Below are 16,617 nucleotides of genomic sequence, written 5' to 3' on the forward strand. Positions count from 1 at the left end.
TGGCCGACGAGGCCGAGCGCGCTCCGCGACCCGCGACGAACCGCAACCGGATCTGGCTCGCGGCGTCGACCTCGCCGCGCGCGAAGCACCGGGCCCGGGCGATGCCCTCCCGCGGCCGGGCATCGTCGGGTGCTTCGGCTTCGAAGACGGCGAGCACCCGCTCGGCACTGTCCGCCGCCCACCTCGCGACGAGACGACGGTCGTCCTCGGTCAACGACTGCGGCGAGAGCACACGCCAGAGCTTGGCACCTCCCGTCCGCCACCGGAAGCGCCATCACCCGCACGGCAGCCGGACTCGTCGTCGGCGAGCGGCACCGCCGTGCCGGATGATGGGTCCGTGAACCGCACCGATCGCCTCTACGGCATCGTCGAGGAGCTGCGGGCCGCCGCACCGCGGCCACGCAGCGCACGTCGCCTCGCGGAACGGTTCGAGGTGTCCGTGCGGACCGTGGAGCGGGACCTCGCGGCGCTGCAGCAGTCGGGCATGCCGATCTGGGCCGAGCCCGGGCGCACGGGTGGGTACGTGATCGACGCATCGGCGACGCTCGGCCCCGCCGGCTTCACGCCGGACGAGGCCCTCGCGGTGCTGATCGGTCTCGGCGCCCTCGGCACCAGCCCGTTCCGGCAGGCCGCCGGCACCGCGGCACGCAAGGTCCTCGCCGTCATGCCGAACCGCGACGCGGCACGCGCGGGTGCCGTTGCGTCCCGGGTGCACTTCCTGGAGGCCGACGAGGACCCCGTCACGCCGGTCGCCTTCGCCGACGCCCTGCGTTCGGACCGCGTGGTGCGGCTGCGGTACCGGGCTGCGGACGGCACGGAGTCGACTCGCGACGTCGAACCGCTGGGGTCGATCGAGAAGGACGGGCAGTGGTACCTGGTCGCCTGGTGCCGGCTGCGCGACGGTGTCCGGGCGTTCCGCGGCGACCGGATGGCGTCGATCGAGGTCACCGACGAACGACCGCCGAGGCGCGTCCTCCGGACCGAGGACCTCGGCATCCAGTACGGGCGACTGCGTCCCGTCGTCGCCGACTGACCGCGAGCGGCACGGGGACGGATCTCCGCGAACACCGACAGGACGGTGTCGCGACCACCCGTGAAGCTGGGCCCGACCGCACCCGCACCAGCACCACCGGAGGAATCCCTTGTCGTTCGCATCCATCCGCATCGTCACCGACGACCTCGACGGCCTCGTCGCCTTCTACGAGCGGGTCACCGGGCAGCGCGCCGAGCGTCCCGCGCCCGTCTTCGCCCAGTTCACCGGCCCCGGGGCGACCCTCGCGATCGCCGGCACCGCCACCGTCGCGATGCTCGGCGGCGCCCTGACGCCCGCCACGAACCGGTCCGTGTTCGTCGAGTTCGCGGTCGACGACGTCGACGGCGCGTTCGCGGAGCTCGGCCTCACCGGCGAGGACGTCGTCCTCGGACCGACCACGATGCCGTGGGGCAACCGCTCCGCCCTGGTGCGCGACCCCGACGGCAACGTCGTCAACCTGTTCAGCAGGCCGGAGCCCGACCGGGCGGAGTGATCGCGGCACCGGCGCCGATCGCTGACGGCCCCGCCGTGTCCGGGAGGACGTGGCGGGGTCGCGGGAGGAGCCTCCCGGCCGGCACGACCTACGCTGGACGGATGCTCTCCCGCCGTGACGCCGCCATCCGGCTCGACATCCCCCTCGAGATGGCCGCTCGCCACGGCATCCCCTCCCACATCAGCGAGGCCGAGCTCGAGCGCATCGAGCAGGATCCGCCCGCATGGCTCGTGCAGTCCCGGGGCAACCGCACGGGGAGCAAGAGGGTCTGGGCGCACCTGGAGTGTGCTGTCTGCGGCTTCTCGGAGCAGGAGCGGCCGAAGAAGTGGTGGCCGGAGTGGACCCTGCTGGTGTGCGACGACCACGACGAGGTGCCGCCGCCCGCGAGCGGGACCACGCGGCACCTCGTGTACGGCATCGGCAGTCGGTTCACCGCCCTGGTCGACGAGCCCGCCTGAGCGGACCGCTCAGTCGTCGAGCGTGACGTCGCCCCACGGGACCGGCGTCACGCCGCCCGTCTCCCAGTCACGGCGGAGCACCCCGTAGGCCACCGACGCCAGCGGATCCCCGCCCTCGACCGGCCACGACTCCCGGTAGTACGCCTCCTGCGCCCACCCGGTGCGCAGGAACACACGGCGCATCGCGGTGTTGTCCTCGCGCGTCTGCCCCTCGAAGCGCGTGACGTCGGGCATCGTGCGGAACACGTGGTCGGTGACCGCGCGCAGGGCCGGCACCCCGAGCCCTCGCCCGCGGAACGCCGGGGTGAGCCGCAGGTCGAGCAGGGGTGCGGGGTCCTGCAGGTCCTCGAGCACGACCAGACCGACGCGACCGAGCCGGTCGTCGTCGAGCCACCACGAGTCGTGCTCGTCGTCGCGGAACGCGCCACCGTCGACCGCGCGGTCCAGGTCGGCGCGGGTGGGCCGCGGACGGACGTGGAAGGGGAAGTGGGCCGACGTGTGGAAGGTGACCAGGGCCTCCCGGTCGGCGCCCTGCGGGTCGGTCCTGGTCAGCGTGATCGTCACGCCCCCACGGTACGACCCGGGGCGGTCAGCGCTCGGGCGGGGCCGTGGCGAGCAGGATCTGGGCGTCGAGCACCGGGTCCGCGATCGCGGTCCGCGCCAGCGCGTCCGCCGCCGTGCGCACGGCGGACCGCTCGTCCGGGGTCATCCGGCGCAGTGCCGCCCGGAACTCGACGGCGCGACGTGCGAGCACGCGATCGACGAGCGCGACGGTGTCGTCACCGGCGGTGACCAGGACCTCACGACCGGAGGTCCTCCGGGTGACCCAGCCGTCCCGGACCAGCCGGTCGACCATCCGGGTGATGCCGGACGGGAGCAGTCCGAGCTCGTCGGCCAGGTCGCCGGCACGCAGCGGTCCGCGGGTGACGAGGAGGACGAGGATCCGGTACTGCTGCAGGGTCACCTGCTCGAGCGCCGGTGCGAGGGAGCGGAGCACGATGCCGAGTCCGACGACCGACGCGTCCACGACGGACGACTCCGTTCGTGACTGCTGCTCATCGTCGTCGCTCACGCGGACAGCCTACGGCGACGTGGCCCGGTCGACGCTGCGGTGGTCCGGCCGGAACCCGTGGTCGGTCCCCCACAGCACCGCGTCGACCCGCGTCCGCGCGCCGATCTTGCTGTAGAGCGTCCGGATGTGGGTCTTCACCGTGTTCGGACTGAGGTGCGTGAGGACGGCGATCTCCTCGTTGCGCTTGCCCTGCGTGATCAGGGCGAGGATCTCGGACTGCCGGTCCGAGATGCCGTGCTCGCGGCCCGGCCAGTCGACCCCGGGGCCGCTCGGGACCCGGCGCCGTGGTGCGTCGAGGACCCGCTCACCGGCAGCGACCCGCAGCAGGCCCTCGGCGAGTGCGTCGGCGGTGGAGCTCTTCGCGAAGTACCCGGTCGCTCCGCGGGCCACGGCGGCGTCGATGAGGTCCTGGTCCATCTTCCAGGTGAAGACGGCGACGGTGCGGATCCGGGGGTTCCGCGCAAGCCGGGTGACGTCCTCGTCGTCGGGCTCGGGCTGGGCGAACGTGTCGTAGAGCGCGACGTCGACGTCGGTGGTCACCCGGTGGCGGGCATCGAGCTGCACGACCTGGAGGCGGTCCGAGAACGGTGCGAGCAGGTCGGCGAGTCCGCGCAGGACCAGCTCGTAGTCGTTGACGAGCGCGACACGGATGCGGTCGGGCATCTGGATCCTCTCAGGACCACCCCTGGGGGTGAGACGGGTGCTGGTCGACGCGTGTTCCGTCGGGATCACCACGCTACGGACGGCGATGTACCCCGTCTGCAGCCGGGCCTGAGAACCGCGACGGTTGCCCAGGAGCAAGTTTTCCTGGTCGGCGCTGTTCCGCCGGCCCTCGACCCCCCGGAAGGACCCTCATGTCGGATGCACTCGCTCCGTGGAACGCGACGCTGACGCTCGCGGAGCACTCGATCATCGTCTACGCACTCTCCGTCGCCGGCCTCGCGCTCCTCGCGTTCTTCGTGAAGTCGCTCGTGTCGACGAACGAGGTCACCGGTCGCTACCGGACCGGCGTCTACGCGGGGATGGCGATCACCGGCGTCGCCTTCCTGTCGTACGTCGTGCTCGTCGCGTCCTTCGCGCTCGGCTACGACCGCAAGGGTGACTCGTGGGTCCCGAACGCGAACGCGATCCTGTCCTGGGCGCCTCGCTACTTCGACTGGACCGTCACCGTGCCGCTGCTCGTCATCGAGCTGCTGGCCGTCGCCACCCTGGCCGGCGTCGCGGCCCGACGTCTGCGCGCGGTCGGCGTGGCCGCCGCGTTCCTGATGATCAGCACCGGGTTCATCGGCGGCGTCGTGATCGACTCCGGCACGAGCATCCCGGCCCTCTGGACCTGGGGCGTCATCTCCGGCGTCTTCATGGTGGTCCTGTACCTCCTCGTCATCTACGTGGTCGTCAAGGGCGGCCGTGACCTGAAGGGCTCCGAGGCGGCGGCGACGCTCCGCAACGCGGGGATCCTGCTCATCGTCACGTGGATGGCGTACCCGATCGTCTTCGGGCTGCAGGGCTGGGGCCACGGCGGCGCGGTGTTCACCTGGATGCAGGTCGTCCTGTCGGCCGCCGACATCGTCGCGAAGGTCGGCTTCGGCGCGATGATCCACAAGGTCGCCAAGTTCCGGTCCGCCGAGGACGTCCGCGCCGGCGTCGACACCCTGCCCGAGGCGCTGTGGGTCTCGTCCGAGAAGCTGTCCGACGGCACGCTCCCGGAGTCCGCCACTGCGCACCACTCGCAGCACGCGGCCACCGCTCCCGGTGCGCAGCGTGGTCGTCGCTGACCTGTCGGTCGCGACCAGCTCGGGGGTCGGAGCGGACGTCGCTCCGGCCCCCGGCCCCGTCCGCGCGGTCCTGCCGGGCACCGTCGACGTCGCGATCGTCGGGGCAGGGTGCTCCGGTCTGGCCGCGGCAGTGCGGCTCGCCGAGGCCGAAGCCGCGGCCGACGTCGATGCCGGCGTCGACGCTGCGCGGACTCCGTCCGTCCTCGTGCTCGAGGGGCGCTCGACGCCCGACCCGCGGTCGTGGTGCGCCTGGGACGACGGCAGCGATCCCCTGGCGGAGGCGCGGTCGGCGAGCTGGGACCGCTGGGACGTCCGTACCGACCGGGGAACGAGCACCGGGAGCGACCCCGCGCACCCGTACGTGCTCGTGCGGGCCGCCGACCGTCGGAGCGCTGCCGACCGACGCATCTCGGCCGGACGACGCGACACCGGTGGGACGGTCCACATCGTCGACGGTGCCGCGGTGTCCGCGATCGTCCGTACCGACGACGGGTGCGTGGTGACCTCCCGGCTCGGGACGGTCCGCGCGCGTCAGGTGCTCGATGCCCGTGGGCCCCGGTGCCCGGACCACGTCGGAGCAGGCCGCGTGCTCCTGCACCAGCGGTTCGTCGGGCAGTGGGTCACCGCCGACCGACCCGTGTTCGACACGTCGACCGTGACGCTCATGGACTTCACCGGGCAGGACTCCGCCGGGCCCGTGCGGTTCGTCTACGTCCTGCCGGTCTCCCCCACCGAAGCACTGGTCGAGAGCACCCTGTTCACCCAGGACGCCGCCGATCCGTTCGACCACGAGGCCCACGTCGCCGGGTACGTCGGGCGACGGTGGGGGCTCGGTCCGGACGAGTGGCGTGTGGTCGACGAGGAGCGCGGGTGCATCCCGATGACCGACGCACCGGCGCAACCCGACGTGCGGTGGTCTGCGGCGGCGGCCGTCGTGGGGACGACCCGACCGAGCAGCGGCTACGGCTTCGCCCGGAGCAACCGGCACAGCGCCGTCGTCGCGCAGCACCTCGCCGCCGGCACCGCGGTGCCGCCGTTCGTCGACGGCTGGCGGACGCGCTTCCTCGACGCGGTGTTCCTGCGGTTCCTGCGGGACCGGCCGGAGCAGGCCGCGGAGGCGTTCCGTCGACTCTTCGCGCTGCCCGGTCCCCTCGTCGTCCGGTTCCTGTCGGAGCGGTCCGGCCCGATCGACGAGCTGCGCATCGTCCTCGCGCTGCAGAAGCGCCCGTTCCTGGCGGCACTGGTCCGGACCGTCCGTGACACGGTCGTCCGCACCCGGAGCCGATCGTGACCGCGGTGCCGGCCCGTGTCCTGCCCGACCGCGGGTTCGCTGCGCCGCCCGCGCTCCGCACCTGGGTCGCCGACCGCGTGCTCGCGCCGGTCACCGCGGTGCTGGCGCTCGTCGCACTCGCCGGCGCCGTCACCACGCTCGCCGGCGTCGCCGTCCCCCTGGCGGTGCAGCTCGTGCCCTTCGCGGTGAGCGTGCTGGTCTTCGGGCTCCCCCACGGCGCTCTCGACCACCTCGTGCCCGCACGCCTGCGTCCGGGGACGAGCACCGCGCGGTCGGTCGTCACGGTCGTGGCGCTGTATGTCGTCGTCGGCGCGGCGACCGTGGCGCTCTGGACCACCGCCCCGCTGCTCGGGTTCGCGGTCTTCGTCGGGATCACCTGGTTCCACTGGGGGCAGGGCGACCTGTTCGTCGACCGGCTGCTCGGCGACGGCGTGCCCGGTGCGCTCGGGTCCACCCTGACCGTGGCGGTGCGCGGGGCACTGCCGATGCTCGTCCCGTTCGTCGCGCAACCGGGCGCTGCGGTGCACGTGGTCCTCGAGTCGGCGGCGGTGGTCGACGGGAGCCTCGACGGCGCCGTGCTCGTCGTGCCAGGGGCGGTCCGGCTCGCCGGGGCCGTCCTGGTCGTCGCACTCGTCGTGCTGCACGTCGTGGTCGTCGCCCGCTCCGACGGACCGCGGTGGCGGCAGGTCTCGGAGGACGGCGTGCTCGTGGCGTTCTTCGCGGTCGTGCCGCCGGTGCTCGCGGTCGGCCTGTACTTCACGCTGTGGCACGCGGTCCGGCACATCCTGCGACTCGAGCTGACCGAGCCGACCAGTGCGGGGCAGCTGCACCGAGGGCGGCTGCTCGCGCCGTTCCTCCGCTTCGCCCGCCAGGCGTGGCCGATCACCGCGATCGCGGTGGCGATGCTCGTGGCGCTCGCCGTCGTGGTCCGTCGAGCCGACCTCGGCGTCTACCTGGTGCTCATCGCCGCACTCACCACCCCGCACACCGTGGTCGTCACCTGGATGGACCGGGTCCAGCACACCTGGGCCGGGGGCCCGCCCGAGGCCACCCGCTCAGCACCCCGAACGAAGGACACCCCGTGACCACCACACCCGCTCCCCGTCCGTCCGGCCTGAGCCCGCGGTCACCGCCCCCGGCGGTAGGCGCTCCCGTCGCACGTGTGCACCGCGTCGTCGTCGAAGAGCAGGCGGAGCGAGTACGCCGCACAGTCGACGAAGGTCGCGATGCTGATCCACGTCCGGGACCGCCGCAGCTCGCCCTTCGACGGGCCGTCCGAACCGATGCCCGCGCGGTGCACCACCCAGGCCAGGTCGCGGGCCTCGGTGTCGAGCCACCGCATCACGGCCTCGTTGTCCCGGTGCTGCCCGTCGTAGGAGCGGGCGATGGTCGCACGGACGAGACGCAGCACGGGCATGAGCCGCTTCCCCGGCGCCGCACTGAGCCCTCCCGCCTGGTACAGCAGGCGGCGCACGCCCTTCCGGCGCATCGCGGGGACGAGCTCCTGGACGAACGCGGTGTTCACGAGGCGGTCACGCTGGGCCACCACGTCGCCGAGCATCAGGACGACCGCGTCCACCCCGTCGAGCAGGGCGTCGAGGTCGAGCGGTGCCGTGATCGAGCCCTGCACGACCTCGAGCGCGTCGTGCTGCAGGGGGAGCTTCGCGGGGTCCCGGGCGAGTGCGCGGACACGGTGGCCGGCGTCGAGGGCGAGTCGGGTGAAGTGCCGTCCGGTCTGCCCGGTCGCACCGAGCACCAGGAGTGTGCTGGAAGAGGTCATGGGACCAATCTAGGCAGTGACAAGAATCTGGTCAATGCCTAGATCGGGGGTAGGATGACCCGGTGAGCGACCGACCCTTCCACCACGGGAACCTGCGCGCCGCGCTGCTCGACGAAGCGATGTCCGTCGTGCGCGAGTCCGGCGTCGATGCGCTGTCCCTCCGGGAACTCGCACGCCGGGTGGGCGTGAGTCACGCCGCACCGCGGAGTCACTTCGCCGACCGGCAGGCACTGCTCGACGCCCTCGCCGAGGCCGGCTTCCGCCGCCTGACCAGCGAGGTCCGGCGGGCCGTCGACGGACGCCACGACGTCCGGGAGCGGTTCCTCCGCGTCGCGCACGCCTACGTGGACTTCGCCATCGACGACGCCGCGCTCATGGACCTCATGTTCCAGACCGGCGCAGCCAGCCGCCCCGACGCGGTGTCGGATGCGGCCCGGGACCTCTTCGACACGCTCGACAGTGCGATGGGTCCGCGGGTCGTGGGGACGGACGAGGGCGCCCGCGACACGTTCAAGATGCTGTTCGCCGCGTCGATGCAGGGCATCGCCGCCCTCGTCGCTGCCCATCGGCTCGCGCGCGCTGACGGCGACCGGCTCGTCGGCGACGCGATGGAGATGATGCTCGGGTCGGACCTCGCGGCCCGGACGGTCAACGCCCGCTGACCACCGCGTCCCGCCGCATCCGCACCAGGCTCGCACCCGTCGCGCCCGCCATCGCCACGAGGATCACCACGAGGGACACCCACGTCGGGATCTCCGGCGCCCACGAGAAGCCCTCGCCGCCGTTGAGGAACGGCAGCTCGTTCTCGTGCAGGGCGTGCAGCACGAGCTTCACGCCGATGAACGCCAGGATGAGCGCGATCCCGTACTTCAGGTAGACCAGGCGCTCGAGCAGCCCACCGAGCAGGAAGTACAGCTGCCGCAGGCCCATCAGGGCGAAGACGTTCGCGGTGAAGACGATGAAGGCGCTCTCGGTGATGCCGAAGATCGCGGGGATCGAGTCGAGCGCGAACAGCAGGTCCGTCGTGCCGATCGCGATGAGCACGATGAGCAGCGGGGTGAAGTGCTTCGCCCCGCCCTGGGACACGCGGAACTTCATGCCGTCGAACTCGTCCGTGATCCGGACCCGCCGGCGGAGCAGGCGCACGAGGGCGCTGTCCTGCTGTTCCTCGTCGTCGTCCTCGCGGAGCTGCTGGATCGCGGTCCAGATCAGCCATGCCCCGAACAGGTAGAAGATCCAGGTGAAGTCCTCGATCAGCTGCGCGCCGACCAGGATGAACACCCCGCGCAGCACCAGGGCGATGATGATGCCGAGCATCAGCACCTCCTGCTGGATCGCCTTCGGCACGCTGAAGCGCGCCATGATGATGACGAACACGAACAGGTTGTCGATGCTCAGGCTGTACTCGGTCAGCCAGCCGGCGACGAACTGCCCCGCGGCGTCCCCACCCGCGAAGACGAGCATGAGGACGGCGAAGACGAGCGCCAGCCCGACGTAGACGCCGACCCAGGCTCCGGACTCCCGCAGGCTCGGCACGTGCGGCCGTCGGGCGACGATGAGCAGGTCGACGAGCAGGATCGCGACGAGCGCGATGATCGAGCCGACCTCGAAGACGACGGGGAGCTGGGGCATCGTCCCAGTCTGGGGCATGCGGACGGGAGGCGCGTGGCGGGCCCGCCACGCGCCTCCCGTCCGCCGTGTTCCCGGCTCAGTCCCCGCGGTCGCCGACCGCGTCGGCCGCCTGCTCGTACAGGCTGGTCGCCAGGGAGTTGAGCACCTCGTGCAGCTCGCCGCCGTGCGCGCCGTCGACGGCGCGCAGCATCGCCCCGTAGCGGGCGCGGTAGTCCTCGACCACGGCGTCGCCGGCCGGGAGCAGGCGCAGCAGCGACCCGCGGCGGTCGGCGGGGTTGGGCGCACGCTCGAGCAGGCCGGCGGCCGTCATGCGGTCGATCATGTTCGTCACCGCGCCCGAGGTCAGGCCGAGGTACCCCGCGACCTCGGTGGGGGTGGAGTAGCCCGTGTCGCTGACGAGCACGAGCGCGCGCAGGGCGTTCTCGTGGATGCCGGCTCGCGCGCTCAACTGCCCGACCAGGCTCGTGTTCGCGCGGACGACCGCGGCGAAGGCCGCCATGAGGTCGGCGTCGTCGTCGCTGGTGGGGGCCACGGGACCTGCTTCCGTCGGAGGGGGACACGGGGCGTCCCCCGCTCTGGGGTAAGTATAAGAGTGGTCAACTTGGTGAATCAATGACTATCTTGATGATTGAAGCAAGTGAGCCCGAACCACTTGCTCCCGATCCTCCGACAAGCCCGAACCACCACCACCGAACGAAGAGGTCCACCGTGTCCACCAAGCTCCGCACCTCCGCGCTGAAGCGGATCCGTTTCGCCCCCGTGGCGCTCCTGGCCGGCATCTTCGCGGCCGTCCTGCTCTCGCTCTCCCTCACGGGCACCCTCTCCGGGTTCGCGGCGAGCATCACCAACTCGAGCAACACCGCCGCCACCGGCACCCTGGTCATGCAGGAGCAGAACGCGGGCGCGACCGTCACCTGCCTCAGCACCGACGGCGGCTCGGTCTCGACGAACGCGGCGACCTGCTCGACGATCAACAAGTTCGGTGGCAGCACGACGATGACGCCGGGCAACACCGTGAACACCGCGATCTCGATCAAGAACACCGGCACCGCGAACGCCGCGACCTTCACGCTCACCCCCGGTGCGACCTGCACGCAGTCGGCCAACGGCACCCAGAACGGCACCGCCACCGACCTGTGCGCGAAGATGAACCTCGTCATCACCTCGGGTTCGACCACCGTCTTCACCGGCACCCTGGCGAGCTTCAAGGGTGCGCCGGCCTCGTCCTTCACGATGCCCCAGGCACCCGCCGCCGGCGCGACCGTCCCGTTCAACTTCGCCGTGACCCTCGACCCGTCGGCCGGCAACACGTACCAGGGCCTCGCAGCGTCCGTCCCGATGACCTGGACGTTCACCGCCTGACCCGCAGGGAGCGCGCCGGCGTGACGACCTGATCCCGCCCCGCCGGCACCTCCCCGCTCCCGCACCCGCCTCCCCGGACCGACCCCCAGACCGACGCCCCCCGACCGGCCTCCCCCCTTCCGGCCGGGTGACGTCATCCCCGGCGCAGTCCGACCGTCGTCCCCCCGTCCGGTCGGACGCGCCCACCCCGGCGGCGCTCGGACGTCCCCCGCGTCCGAGCGCCGCCACCCCCTCCCACGCAGTCCCCCACCCGCACCACCCGCCGTCCCCGCCTGCCGGGGCGGCCGACCCCACCGGAGCAGCAGATGAGCCAGACCGCAGCGATCCCGCTCAGCGGCACGCTCGACCGGCCGGTCCTGCGCGGACGGGCCGTCTCCCGTTCCGAGACCGTCCTCGCCTGGACCGTCGCGGTCGTCGCCGCCGTCCTGCTCACCGCCGCCGTCCTGTTCCTGTCCGCGGGCGGTCGCTGGTTCGTCGTCGAGACGCCCTCGATGGGCGAGGCCGCCCCGGTCGGCACGCTCGTGCTCGACCTGCCCGTTGACGTGGACACGCTCGCGGTCGGTGACGTCGTCTCCTTCGCGACCGACGCGAACCCCGGTGTCGTCTACACGCACCGCATCATCGGCATCGACGCCGAGGGCCTGCACACCCGCGGCGACATCAACGGCGCCACCGACCCGTGGACGCTCACGCAGCACGACGTCATCGGTGCGCCGGTGCTCCTCGTCCCCCACCTCGGCTGGCTGTTCCGGGCCGCCCCGATCCTGCTCGTCGGCACCCTGCTGATCTGGACCCTCACGAGCGCCTTCACGGACCGCGTGACGCGCACCTGCCTCCGCATCGCCGGCGGCGCCCTCACGACCTCGTACGCGGCGTTCGTCCTGAAGCCGTTCGTCAACGTCACGACCATCACGAACACCTCGAGCCCGCACGGCGTCGAGGCGACGATCGTCTCCTCCGGCATCTTCCCCGTCCGCGTCGACGCCCACGGCGGCAACTCGGTCCACCTGGTGGACGGCCAGGTCGGACGCGTCGTGATCGAGGAACTCACGAAGAACGGGCACTACCAGTTGACCTCGAACATCGACCTCGACCCGATGGGCTGGGCCGCGCTCGTCCTGGTGTGCCTCGTGCCGCTCGTGCTCTGCCTGGCCGTCGGTCGTGTCGAACCGGTGCGTGCATCGTGACCGGCCGCCCCCTGCGCTCCCTGCGCGACGGCCGGGTCGTCGCCGTCCTGCTCGTCGTCGCCCTCGCCGTGGTCGTGCTGCTGAACCAGTTCGCCCCGACCCGCTCCGCGTACAGCGCGACGGTGACGAACTCGACCAACTCCGCGGCCACCGCGCCGTACTTCACCTGCGGCGCCGCAGCGCTGGCCGACGCGTCCGGTGCGCTGTTCGCGTACGACCTCGACGAGGCCGCCGGGTCGCGGACCGCCGCCGACTCCTCCGGCAAGAACGCCGCGGGCACGTACCAGGGCTCCATGGCCACGACCGCGAACCCCGGGGCCTGCACCCGCGACGGCGGCACCGCCTACACGCTCAACGGGTCGACGAGCTTCGTCTCGACGCCGCGCTCGTACGCGAACCCGACGACCTTCAGCGAGGAGGTCTGGTTCCGCACGACCGTCGCCGGCGGGCTGCTCATCGGCTTCGGCAGCAACCAGGTCACCACCTCGGGGCAGCACGACCGGCAGATCTACGTCAACACCGCCGGGCAGCTCGTGTTCGGCGCGTACAACGGCGCGACGCAGGTGATCACCTCGCCGAAGGCCGTGACCGACGGCGCGTGGCACCACGTCGTGTCGACCATGTCGCCGACGAACGGCATGCGCCTGTACCTCGACGGCACGCTCGTCGCGTCGAACTCCGCGTTCAAGGCACCCGAGAACTACACCGGGTACTTCCGCATCGGCTACGACACCATCAGCGGGTGGCCGGGTGCCCCGGGCAACTTCTTCTTCACCGGCCAGATGCGCTACGCCGCGGTGTACTCGACGGAACTGACCGCGACCCAGGTCGCGAACCACGCCGCGGCCGGTCGCTGACGCGGCCACGAGCCGGACGGGAGGCCCGTGGCGGTGTCCGCCACGGGCCTCCCGTCCGTCCGTGAGCGGGTGGGGGAAACCCCCACCCGATCGTGCGGCCACCACCGTCGAGGGGTGCTCGCGTCCGCCCCTACTGTGAAGCCGTGCAGAAAGCGACCGCCCTCTGGAGCTCCGCAGTGGACCTCCTCCTCGACGCGTTCCTCGGGTTCGTCTGGTTCATCCTCGTCGTCACGCTCCTCGCCACCTCGATCGGCAGCATCCCCGCGGCCGGTCTGGGGGTGCTGCTCCTGGTGGCCACCACCCTGACGACTCGGTGGGTCGCCGAGGTCGAGCGCCGCCGCGCAGCGGCCCTCCACGACGTCGAGATCCCCCGTCCGGTCCGCAGGGCGACCCGCGTCACCGGACCCTGGCGCCCCGTGGTGCAGGCGTTCGTCGACCTCGCCGACCCGGTGACCTGGCGGGTCCTGGCGCACCACCTGGTGTCCACCGTGCTCGGCTGGGGCTTCCTCGGGCTCGTGACGCTCGCGCCGTTCGTCCTGACGTCGCCCCGGACCGGTCCGCTGCTGGGCCTGCTGCCGAACGGCACGGCCGGCAGTGTCCTCGCCGGCGTGGTGCTCCTCGTGGTGACCGTGCTGTACGTGTGGGGCGCCGGCAGCCTCGACCGGGCGCTGGCGCCGCTGCTCCTCGGTTCGAGCCGGACCGCGGCGCTGCAGGACCGCATCGACCGCCTCACGGACGCCCGGCAGGGAGCGGTCGACGCCGCGACGACCGAACGGCTCCGCATCGAGCGCGACCTGCACGACGGCGTGCAGCCGCGGCTGGTGGCGCTCGCGATGACCCTCGGCATGGCGCGGTCGCGGTTCGACAGCGACCCCGCGGCCACCCGGGAGCTCCTCGACCAGGCGCACCGCGACGCGAAGGACTCGATCACCGAGCTCCGGCAGCTCGCCCGGGGGATCCACCCGGCGATCCTCACCGACCGCGGGCTCGACGCCGCACTGTCCGCCGTCGCCGCGCGCAACGCCGTCCCCACGGCCGTCGACGTGGCGCTCACCACCCGCCCGCGGCCCGAGGTCGAGGCGGTCCTGTACTTCGCCGTCGCCGAGGCGCTCACGAACGTCGCGAAGCACTCCGGCGCCACGCGGTGTTCGGTCACCGTCGACCAGGTGCCCGGCGGCATCCGCACCGTGGTGTGGGACGACGGCGTCGGCGGCGCCGGCACCGACGGACACCCCGGCGGAGGCCTCAGCGGGATGCGGGACCGCGTCCGTGCCGCCGGTGGCACCCTGCTGACCGAGAGCCCCGTCGGCGGCCCGACCCGAGTGACCGTGGAGGTCCCGTGCGCATCGTGATCGCCGAGGACGCCGTCCTCCTCCGTGCCGGACTCGTCCGCCTGCTCACCGACGCCGGACACCAGGTGACGGCCGCCGTCGACACCGCTCCGGCCCTGCTCGACGCCGTCGCCGCCGACCGTCCCGACCTGGCCATCGTCGACGTCCGGATGCCCCCGACCTTCACCGACGAGGGGGTCCGGGCCGCCGTCCTCATCCGGGCGCAGCACCCCGGGGTCGCGGTGCTCGTGCTCTCCCAGTACGTCGAGGAGCGCTACGCCGCCGACCTCATCACGAGCGACACCGCCGGACTCGGGTACCTGCTCAAGGACCGCGTGGTCGAGGTCGACGAGTTCCTCGGTGACGTCGCCCGGGTCGGCTCGGGCGGCACCGTGTTCGACCCCGAGGTGGTCGCGCAGATCCTCGCCCGCTCCCGCCGCACGGACGGCATCGACATGCTGTCCCCTCGGGAGCTCCAGGTCCTGCAGCTCATGGCCGAGGGACGGTCGAACAGTGCGGTCGGTGCCGAGCTGCACATCACCGAGAGCTCGGTCGAGAAGCACGTGTCCGCCGTGTTCACCAAGCTCGGCGTCCCGGCGGAGGGCACCGGCAACCGCCGCGTGCTCGCCGTCCTGCGCTACCTGTCCGAGGCCGCCGGCCGCGGACGCTGACCGCGCACCCGCCCCGCCACCCCATCCCGCACCACCACCCGAAGGAACGAGTTCCCCGTGACGACGACCGCCCCGCCCACCAGCACCACGCCCCCGCCGGCTCCCCGGCGTCCCCGCACCCTGCGGACCGTCCTGCTCGTGGTCGGCTCCGTGCTGCTCGTCGCGCTGCTCGCCCTCGTCGTCGTGCAGTCCGTCGCCGCTGCCGACCGCCAGGACCACTCCCGGACGAGTGCCGTCGACGAGTCCTTCGACCGCATCCGGATCGACACCGGTTCGACCGACGTCCGCGTCGAGCGGGCCGACGTGGACCGCACGGAGATCGTCTTCGTCGCCGGGGACACCCGACTCCGTGAGCGGCACGCGGTCCGCGACGGGGTGCTCGACCTCACGATCGCCGGCCCGGCGTGGAGCATCGTCGACCTGTCCGTCGGGGTCCGTCAGGGCGCAGGCCTGACGGTGCGGGTGCCGTCGGACGCAGCAGACGTCCCGATCGAGGTCGGCGCCACCGTCGGCGACGTGCTGCTCGCCGGCACCTGGGGCGACGTCGCCCTGACGAGCACCGCCGGTGACGTCGCGTTCGACGGTCGCGCGGACACCCTGACCGTCGAGGCGACCTCGGGGGACGTGGACCTCGCACTCGGTGCGGCACCGCGGAGCATCTCGGTCGACACCACCTCCGGCGACCAGGAGGTCCGCCTGCCGGACGGCCGGTACGCGATCACCGCCGAGGCGACCGTCGGCGAGGTGGACAACGAGCTCGGCACCGACCCGGGTGCCGCGCAGCGGTACCGGTTCACGGCGGTCGCGGGCGACATCGAGATCGAGCGCGCGCCCGGTCGCTGACGGGTCGACGGACGGGCGGGAGGCGCGTGGCGGGGTCGCCACGCTCCTCCCGCCGCCGCACCGGAGGCCCCGGGTACGCTCGGGGCGTCCGGTACCAGCCGGGTCCGCCCTCGTCGAAAGGCACCCGTGCGTCTCCGAGCCCTCCTCGCCACCGTCGTCGTCGGAGCGCTCGCGCCCGTCCTGCTCGTCGCCGGACCGGCGTCCGCCCACGACGTGCTGGTCTCGTCCGACCCGGCGGCCGACGCGACGGTCGTGGGAGACCTGGACCGCATCACCCTGACCCTGTCCGAACCGCCGCTCAGCGGCCTGCAGACCGGCATCGTGATCAGCGTCACCGACGCGCAGGACGCCGAGCACACGTCCGGTGACGTGACCGTCGAGGGCAACACCATCGGCAAGGACCTCGACGTCTCCGAGACGGGTTCGTACCTGGTGCGGTGGCGGAGCGTGTCCGTCGACGGGCACCCGATCTCCGGCGAGTACCGGTTCGCGTCGAGCGGCCCGGCAGCGCTCGACCCCTCGACCTCCGGCGTTGCGGAGACACCGGCCCCGACCGCTGCAGCGTCCTCCGCAGCACCGACCGCGACCGCGACGGCGGACGCCGCGTCCGGGACCTCCGACGAGGTGTCGGCGACCCAGGCGGCGGCCGCCCCGGTCGATCACCGACACCACACGATCCTGCTGCTGATCGTCGCGCTCGTCGTCGTCGGGTTCGCCGGCGTCGTCGGCGTCCGCGCGCTGCTGGCTCGTCGGAACGGCGTCCCCGCTGACGGCACGGCTGCGGACGGCCCGTCCGCGGACGGCCCGACTGCCGACAGCACCGCCGAGGACG

General features: G+C 72.7%; 21 protein-coding genes. 14 read left to right on the forward strand and 7 right to left on the reverse strand.

What is annotated here, in order from left to right:
- The coding region (locus tag D8M35_RS11030; RefSeq protein WP_342342917.1) for a putative immunity protein at positions 1-232 on the reverse strand (232 nt) is incomplete at its 3' end.
- Between the two features lie 105 nt (positions 233-337).
- Here D8M35_RS11030 and D8M35_RS11035 point away from each other — a divergent pair.
- The 3 genes from D8M35_RS11035 (at position 338) to D8M35_RS11045 (ending at position 1,984) form a co-directional block, all read left to right on the forward strand.
- Positions 338-1,033, forward strand: coding sequence for a YafY family protein (locus D8M35_RS11035; RefSeq protein WP_126891903.1), 696 nt, complete (start codon positions 338-340; stop codon positions 1,031-1,033).
- A gap of 109 nt (positions 1,034-1,142) precedes the next feature.
- A complete protein-coding gene (locus D8M35_RS11040; protein ID WP_126891904.1) occupies positions 1,143-1,526 on the forward strand; it encodes a VOC family protein in 384 nt (127 codons plus the stop codon).
- 101 nt (positions 1,527-1,627) lie between these two features.
- Positions 1,628-1,984, forward strand: a complete 357-nt coding sequence (locus tag D8M35_RS11045; protein WP_126891905.1) for a hypothetical protein — start codon at positions 1,628-1,630, stop codon at positions 1,982-1,984.
- 9 nt (positions 1,985-1,993) lie between these two features.
- On the opposite strand, the gene D8M35_RS11050 is transcribed toward D8M35_RS11045, so the two are convergent.
- From D8M35_RS11050 to D8M35_RS11060, 3 genes are read right to left on the reverse strand one after another with little or no spacing between them, the layout of a single operon-like run.
- On the reverse strand, positions 1,994-2,548 hold the full coding sequence (locus D8M35_RS11050) for a GNAT family N-acetyltransferase (protein WP_126891906.1): 555 nt from the start codon (positions 2,546-2,548) through the stop codon (positions 1,994-1,996).
- A gap of 25 nt (positions 2,549-2,573) precedes the next feature.
- Positions 2,574-3,056, reverse strand: coding sequence for a MarR family transcriptional regulator (locus D8M35_RS11055; protein ID WP_126891907.1), 483 nt, complete (start codon positions 3,054-3,056; stop codon positions 2,574-2,576).
- 9 nt (positions 3,057-3,065) lie between these two features.
- Positions 3,066-3,719 (reverse strand): response regulator transcription factor, encoded by a 654-nt coding sequence (locus tag D8M35_RS11060; protein WP_126891908.1) that lies wholly within the window; start codon positions 3,717-3,719, stop codon positions 3,066-3,068.
- A gap of 191 nt (positions 3,720-3,910) precedes the next feature.
- Between D8M35_RS11060 and D8M35_RS11065 the strand changes: the two genes are divergently transcribed.
- The 3 genes from D8M35_RS11065 to D8M35_RS11075 are packed head-to-tail and all read left to right on the forward strand — an operon-like array spanning position 3,911 to position 7,207.
- Positions 3,911-4,831 (forward strand): bacteriorhodopsin, encoded by a 921-nt coding sequence (locus tag D8M35_RS11065; protein ID WP_126891909.1) that lies wholly within the window; start codon positions 3,911-3,913, stop codon positions 4,829-4,831.
- A complete protein-coding gene (locus D8M35_RS11070; RefSeq protein ID WP_161972644.1) occupies positions 4,818-6,122 on the forward strand; it encodes a lycopene cyclase family protein in 1,305 nt (434 codons plus the stop codon). The genes D8M35_RS11065 and D8M35_RS11070 overlap by 14 nt, the downstream gene beginning before the upstream one ends.
- Positions 6,119-7,207 carry a Brp/Blh family beta-carotene 15,15'-dioxygenase gene (locus tag D8M35_RS11075; RefSeq protein ID WP_161972645.1) on the forward strand — a complete coding sequence of 363 codons (1,089 nt, stop codon included), beginning with the start codon at positions 6,119-6,121 and terminating at the stop codon, positions 7,205-7,207. Before D8M35_RS11070 ends, D8M35_RS11075 begins: the two co-directional genes overlap by 4 nt.
- A gap of 41 nt (positions 7,208-7,248) precedes the next feature.
- Here the strand turns inward: D8M35_RS11075 and D8M35_RS11080 are convergent, their stop codons facing one another.
- Positions 7,249-7,902: an NAD(P)-dependent oxidoreductase gene (locus tag D8M35_RS11080; protein WP_126891912.1), complete on the reverse strand. Its 654-nt coding sequence runs from the start codon at positions 7,900-7,902 to the stop codon at positions 7,249-7,251.
- 62 nt (positions 7,903-7,964) lie between these two features.
- Between D8M35_RS11080 and D8M35_RS11085 the strand changes: the two genes are divergently transcribed.
- Complete coding sequence (locus D8M35_RS11085; RefSeq protein ID WP_238638195.1) at positions 7,965-8,564, forward strand: TetR/AcrR family transcriptional regulator; 600 nt, start codon at positions 7,965-7,967, stop codon at positions 8,562-8,564.
- Here D8M35_RS11085 and D8M35_RS11090 read toward each other — a convergent pair.
- Both D8M35_RS11090 and D8M35_RS11095 read right to left on the reverse strand, forming a co-directional pair.
- Complete coding sequence (locus D8M35_RS11090) at positions 8,551-9,534, reverse strand: TerC family protein (RefSeq protein WP_126891913.1); 984 nt, start codon at positions 9,532-9,534, stop codon at positions 8,551-8,553. The genes D8M35_RS11085 and D8M35_RS11090 overlap by 14 nt on opposite strands.
- 76 nt (positions 9,535-9,610) lie before the next feature.
- A complete protein-coding gene (locus tag D8M35_RS11095; protein WP_126891914.1) occupies positions 9,611-10,066 on the reverse strand; it encodes a MarR family winged helix-turn-helix transcriptional regulator in 456 nt (151 codons plus the stop codon).
- A 176-nt stretch (positions 10,067-10,242) separates the two neighbouring features.
- Between D8M35_RS11095 and D8M35_RS11100 the strand changes: the two genes are divergently transcribed.
- The 7 genes from D8M35_RS11100 to D8M35_RS11130 all read left to right on the forward strand — a co-directional run.
- Positions 10,243-10,896 (forward strand): hypothetical protein, encoded by a 654-nt coding sequence (locus D8M35_RS11100; protein ID WP_126891915.1) that lies wholly within the window; start codon positions 10,243-10,245, stop codon positions 10,894-10,896.
- Between the two features lie 305 nt (positions 10,897-11,201).
- Positions 11,202-12,083, forward strand: coding sequence for a S26 family signal peptidase (locus D8M35_RS11105; RefSeq protein ID WP_126891916.1), 882 nt, complete (start codon positions 11,202-11,204; stop codon positions 12,081-12,083).
- Positions 12,080-12,940 carry a LamG domain-containing protein gene (locus D8M35_RS11110; protein WP_238638196.1) on the forward strand — a complete coding sequence of 287 codons (861 nt, stop codon included), beginning with the start codon at positions 12,080-12,082 and terminating at the stop codon, positions 12,938-12,940. Before D8M35_RS11105 ends, D8M35_RS11110 begins: the two co-directional genes overlap by 4 nt.
- A 143-nt stretch (positions 12,941-13,083) precedes the next feature.
- On the forward strand, positions 13,084-14,292 hold the full coding sequence (locus tag D8M35_RS11115) for a sensor histidine kinase (RefSeq protein ID WP_126891917.1): 1,209 nt from the start codon (positions 13,084-13,086) through the stop codon (positions 14,290-14,292).
- Positions 14,280-14,942 (forward strand): response regulator transcription factor, encoded by a 663-nt coding sequence (locus tag D8M35_RS11120; RefSeq protein WP_126891918.1) that lies wholly within the window; start codon positions 14,280-14,282, stop codon positions 14,940-14,942. The genes D8M35_RS11115 and D8M35_RS11120 overlap by 13 nt, the downstream gene beginning before the upstream one ends.
- Positions 14,943-14,999: 57 nt before the next feature.
- Positions 15,000-15,785 (forward strand): DUF4097 family beta strand repeat-containing protein, encoded by a 786-nt coding sequence (locus tag D8M35_RS11125; protein ID WP_126891919.1) that lies wholly within the window; start codon positions 15,000-15,002, stop codon positions 15,783-15,785.
- A gap of 126 nt (positions 15,786-15,911) precedes the next feature.
- Positions 15,912-16,617 (forward strand): copper resistance CopC family protein (locus D8M35_RS11130; RefSeq protein WP_148113360.1); only part of this gene is annotated, 706 nt, incomplete at its 3' end.

The organism is Curtobacterium sp. HSID17257 (assembly GCF_003989515.1).
Lineage (GTDB): Bacteria > Actinomycetota > Actinomycetes > Actinomycetales > Microbacteriaceae > Curtobacterium.

What these genes read in the sequence shown, in the direction of transcription:
- D8M35_RS11105 (WP_126891916.1), top strand. Translation starts at nt 11,202, where the DNA reads ATGAGCCAGACCGCAGCGATCCCGCTCAGCGGCACGCTCGACCGGCCG.
- D8M35_RS11080 (WP_126891912.1), bottom strand. Translation starts at nt 7,902, where the DNA reads ATGACCTCTTCCAGCACACTCCTGGTGCTCGGTGCGACCGGGCAGACC.
- D8M35_RS11045 (WP_126891905.1), top strand. Translation starts at nt 1,628, where the DNA reads ATGCTCTCCCGCCGTGACGCCGCCATCCGGCTCGACATCCCCCTCGAG.
- D8M35_RS11090 (WP_126891913.1), bottom strand. Translation starts at nt 9,534, where the DNA reads ATGCCCCAGCTCCCCGTCGTCTTCGAGGTCGGCTCGATCATCGCGCTC.
- D8M35_RS11060 (WP_126891908.1), bottom strand. Translation starts at nt 3,719, where the DNA reads ATGCCCGACCGCATCCGTGTCGCGCTCGTCAACGACTACGAGCTGGTC.
- D8M35_RS11065 (WP_126891909.1), top strand. Translation starts at nt 3,911, where the DNA reads ATGTCGGATGCACTCGCTCCGTGGAACGCGACGCTGACGCTCGCGGAG.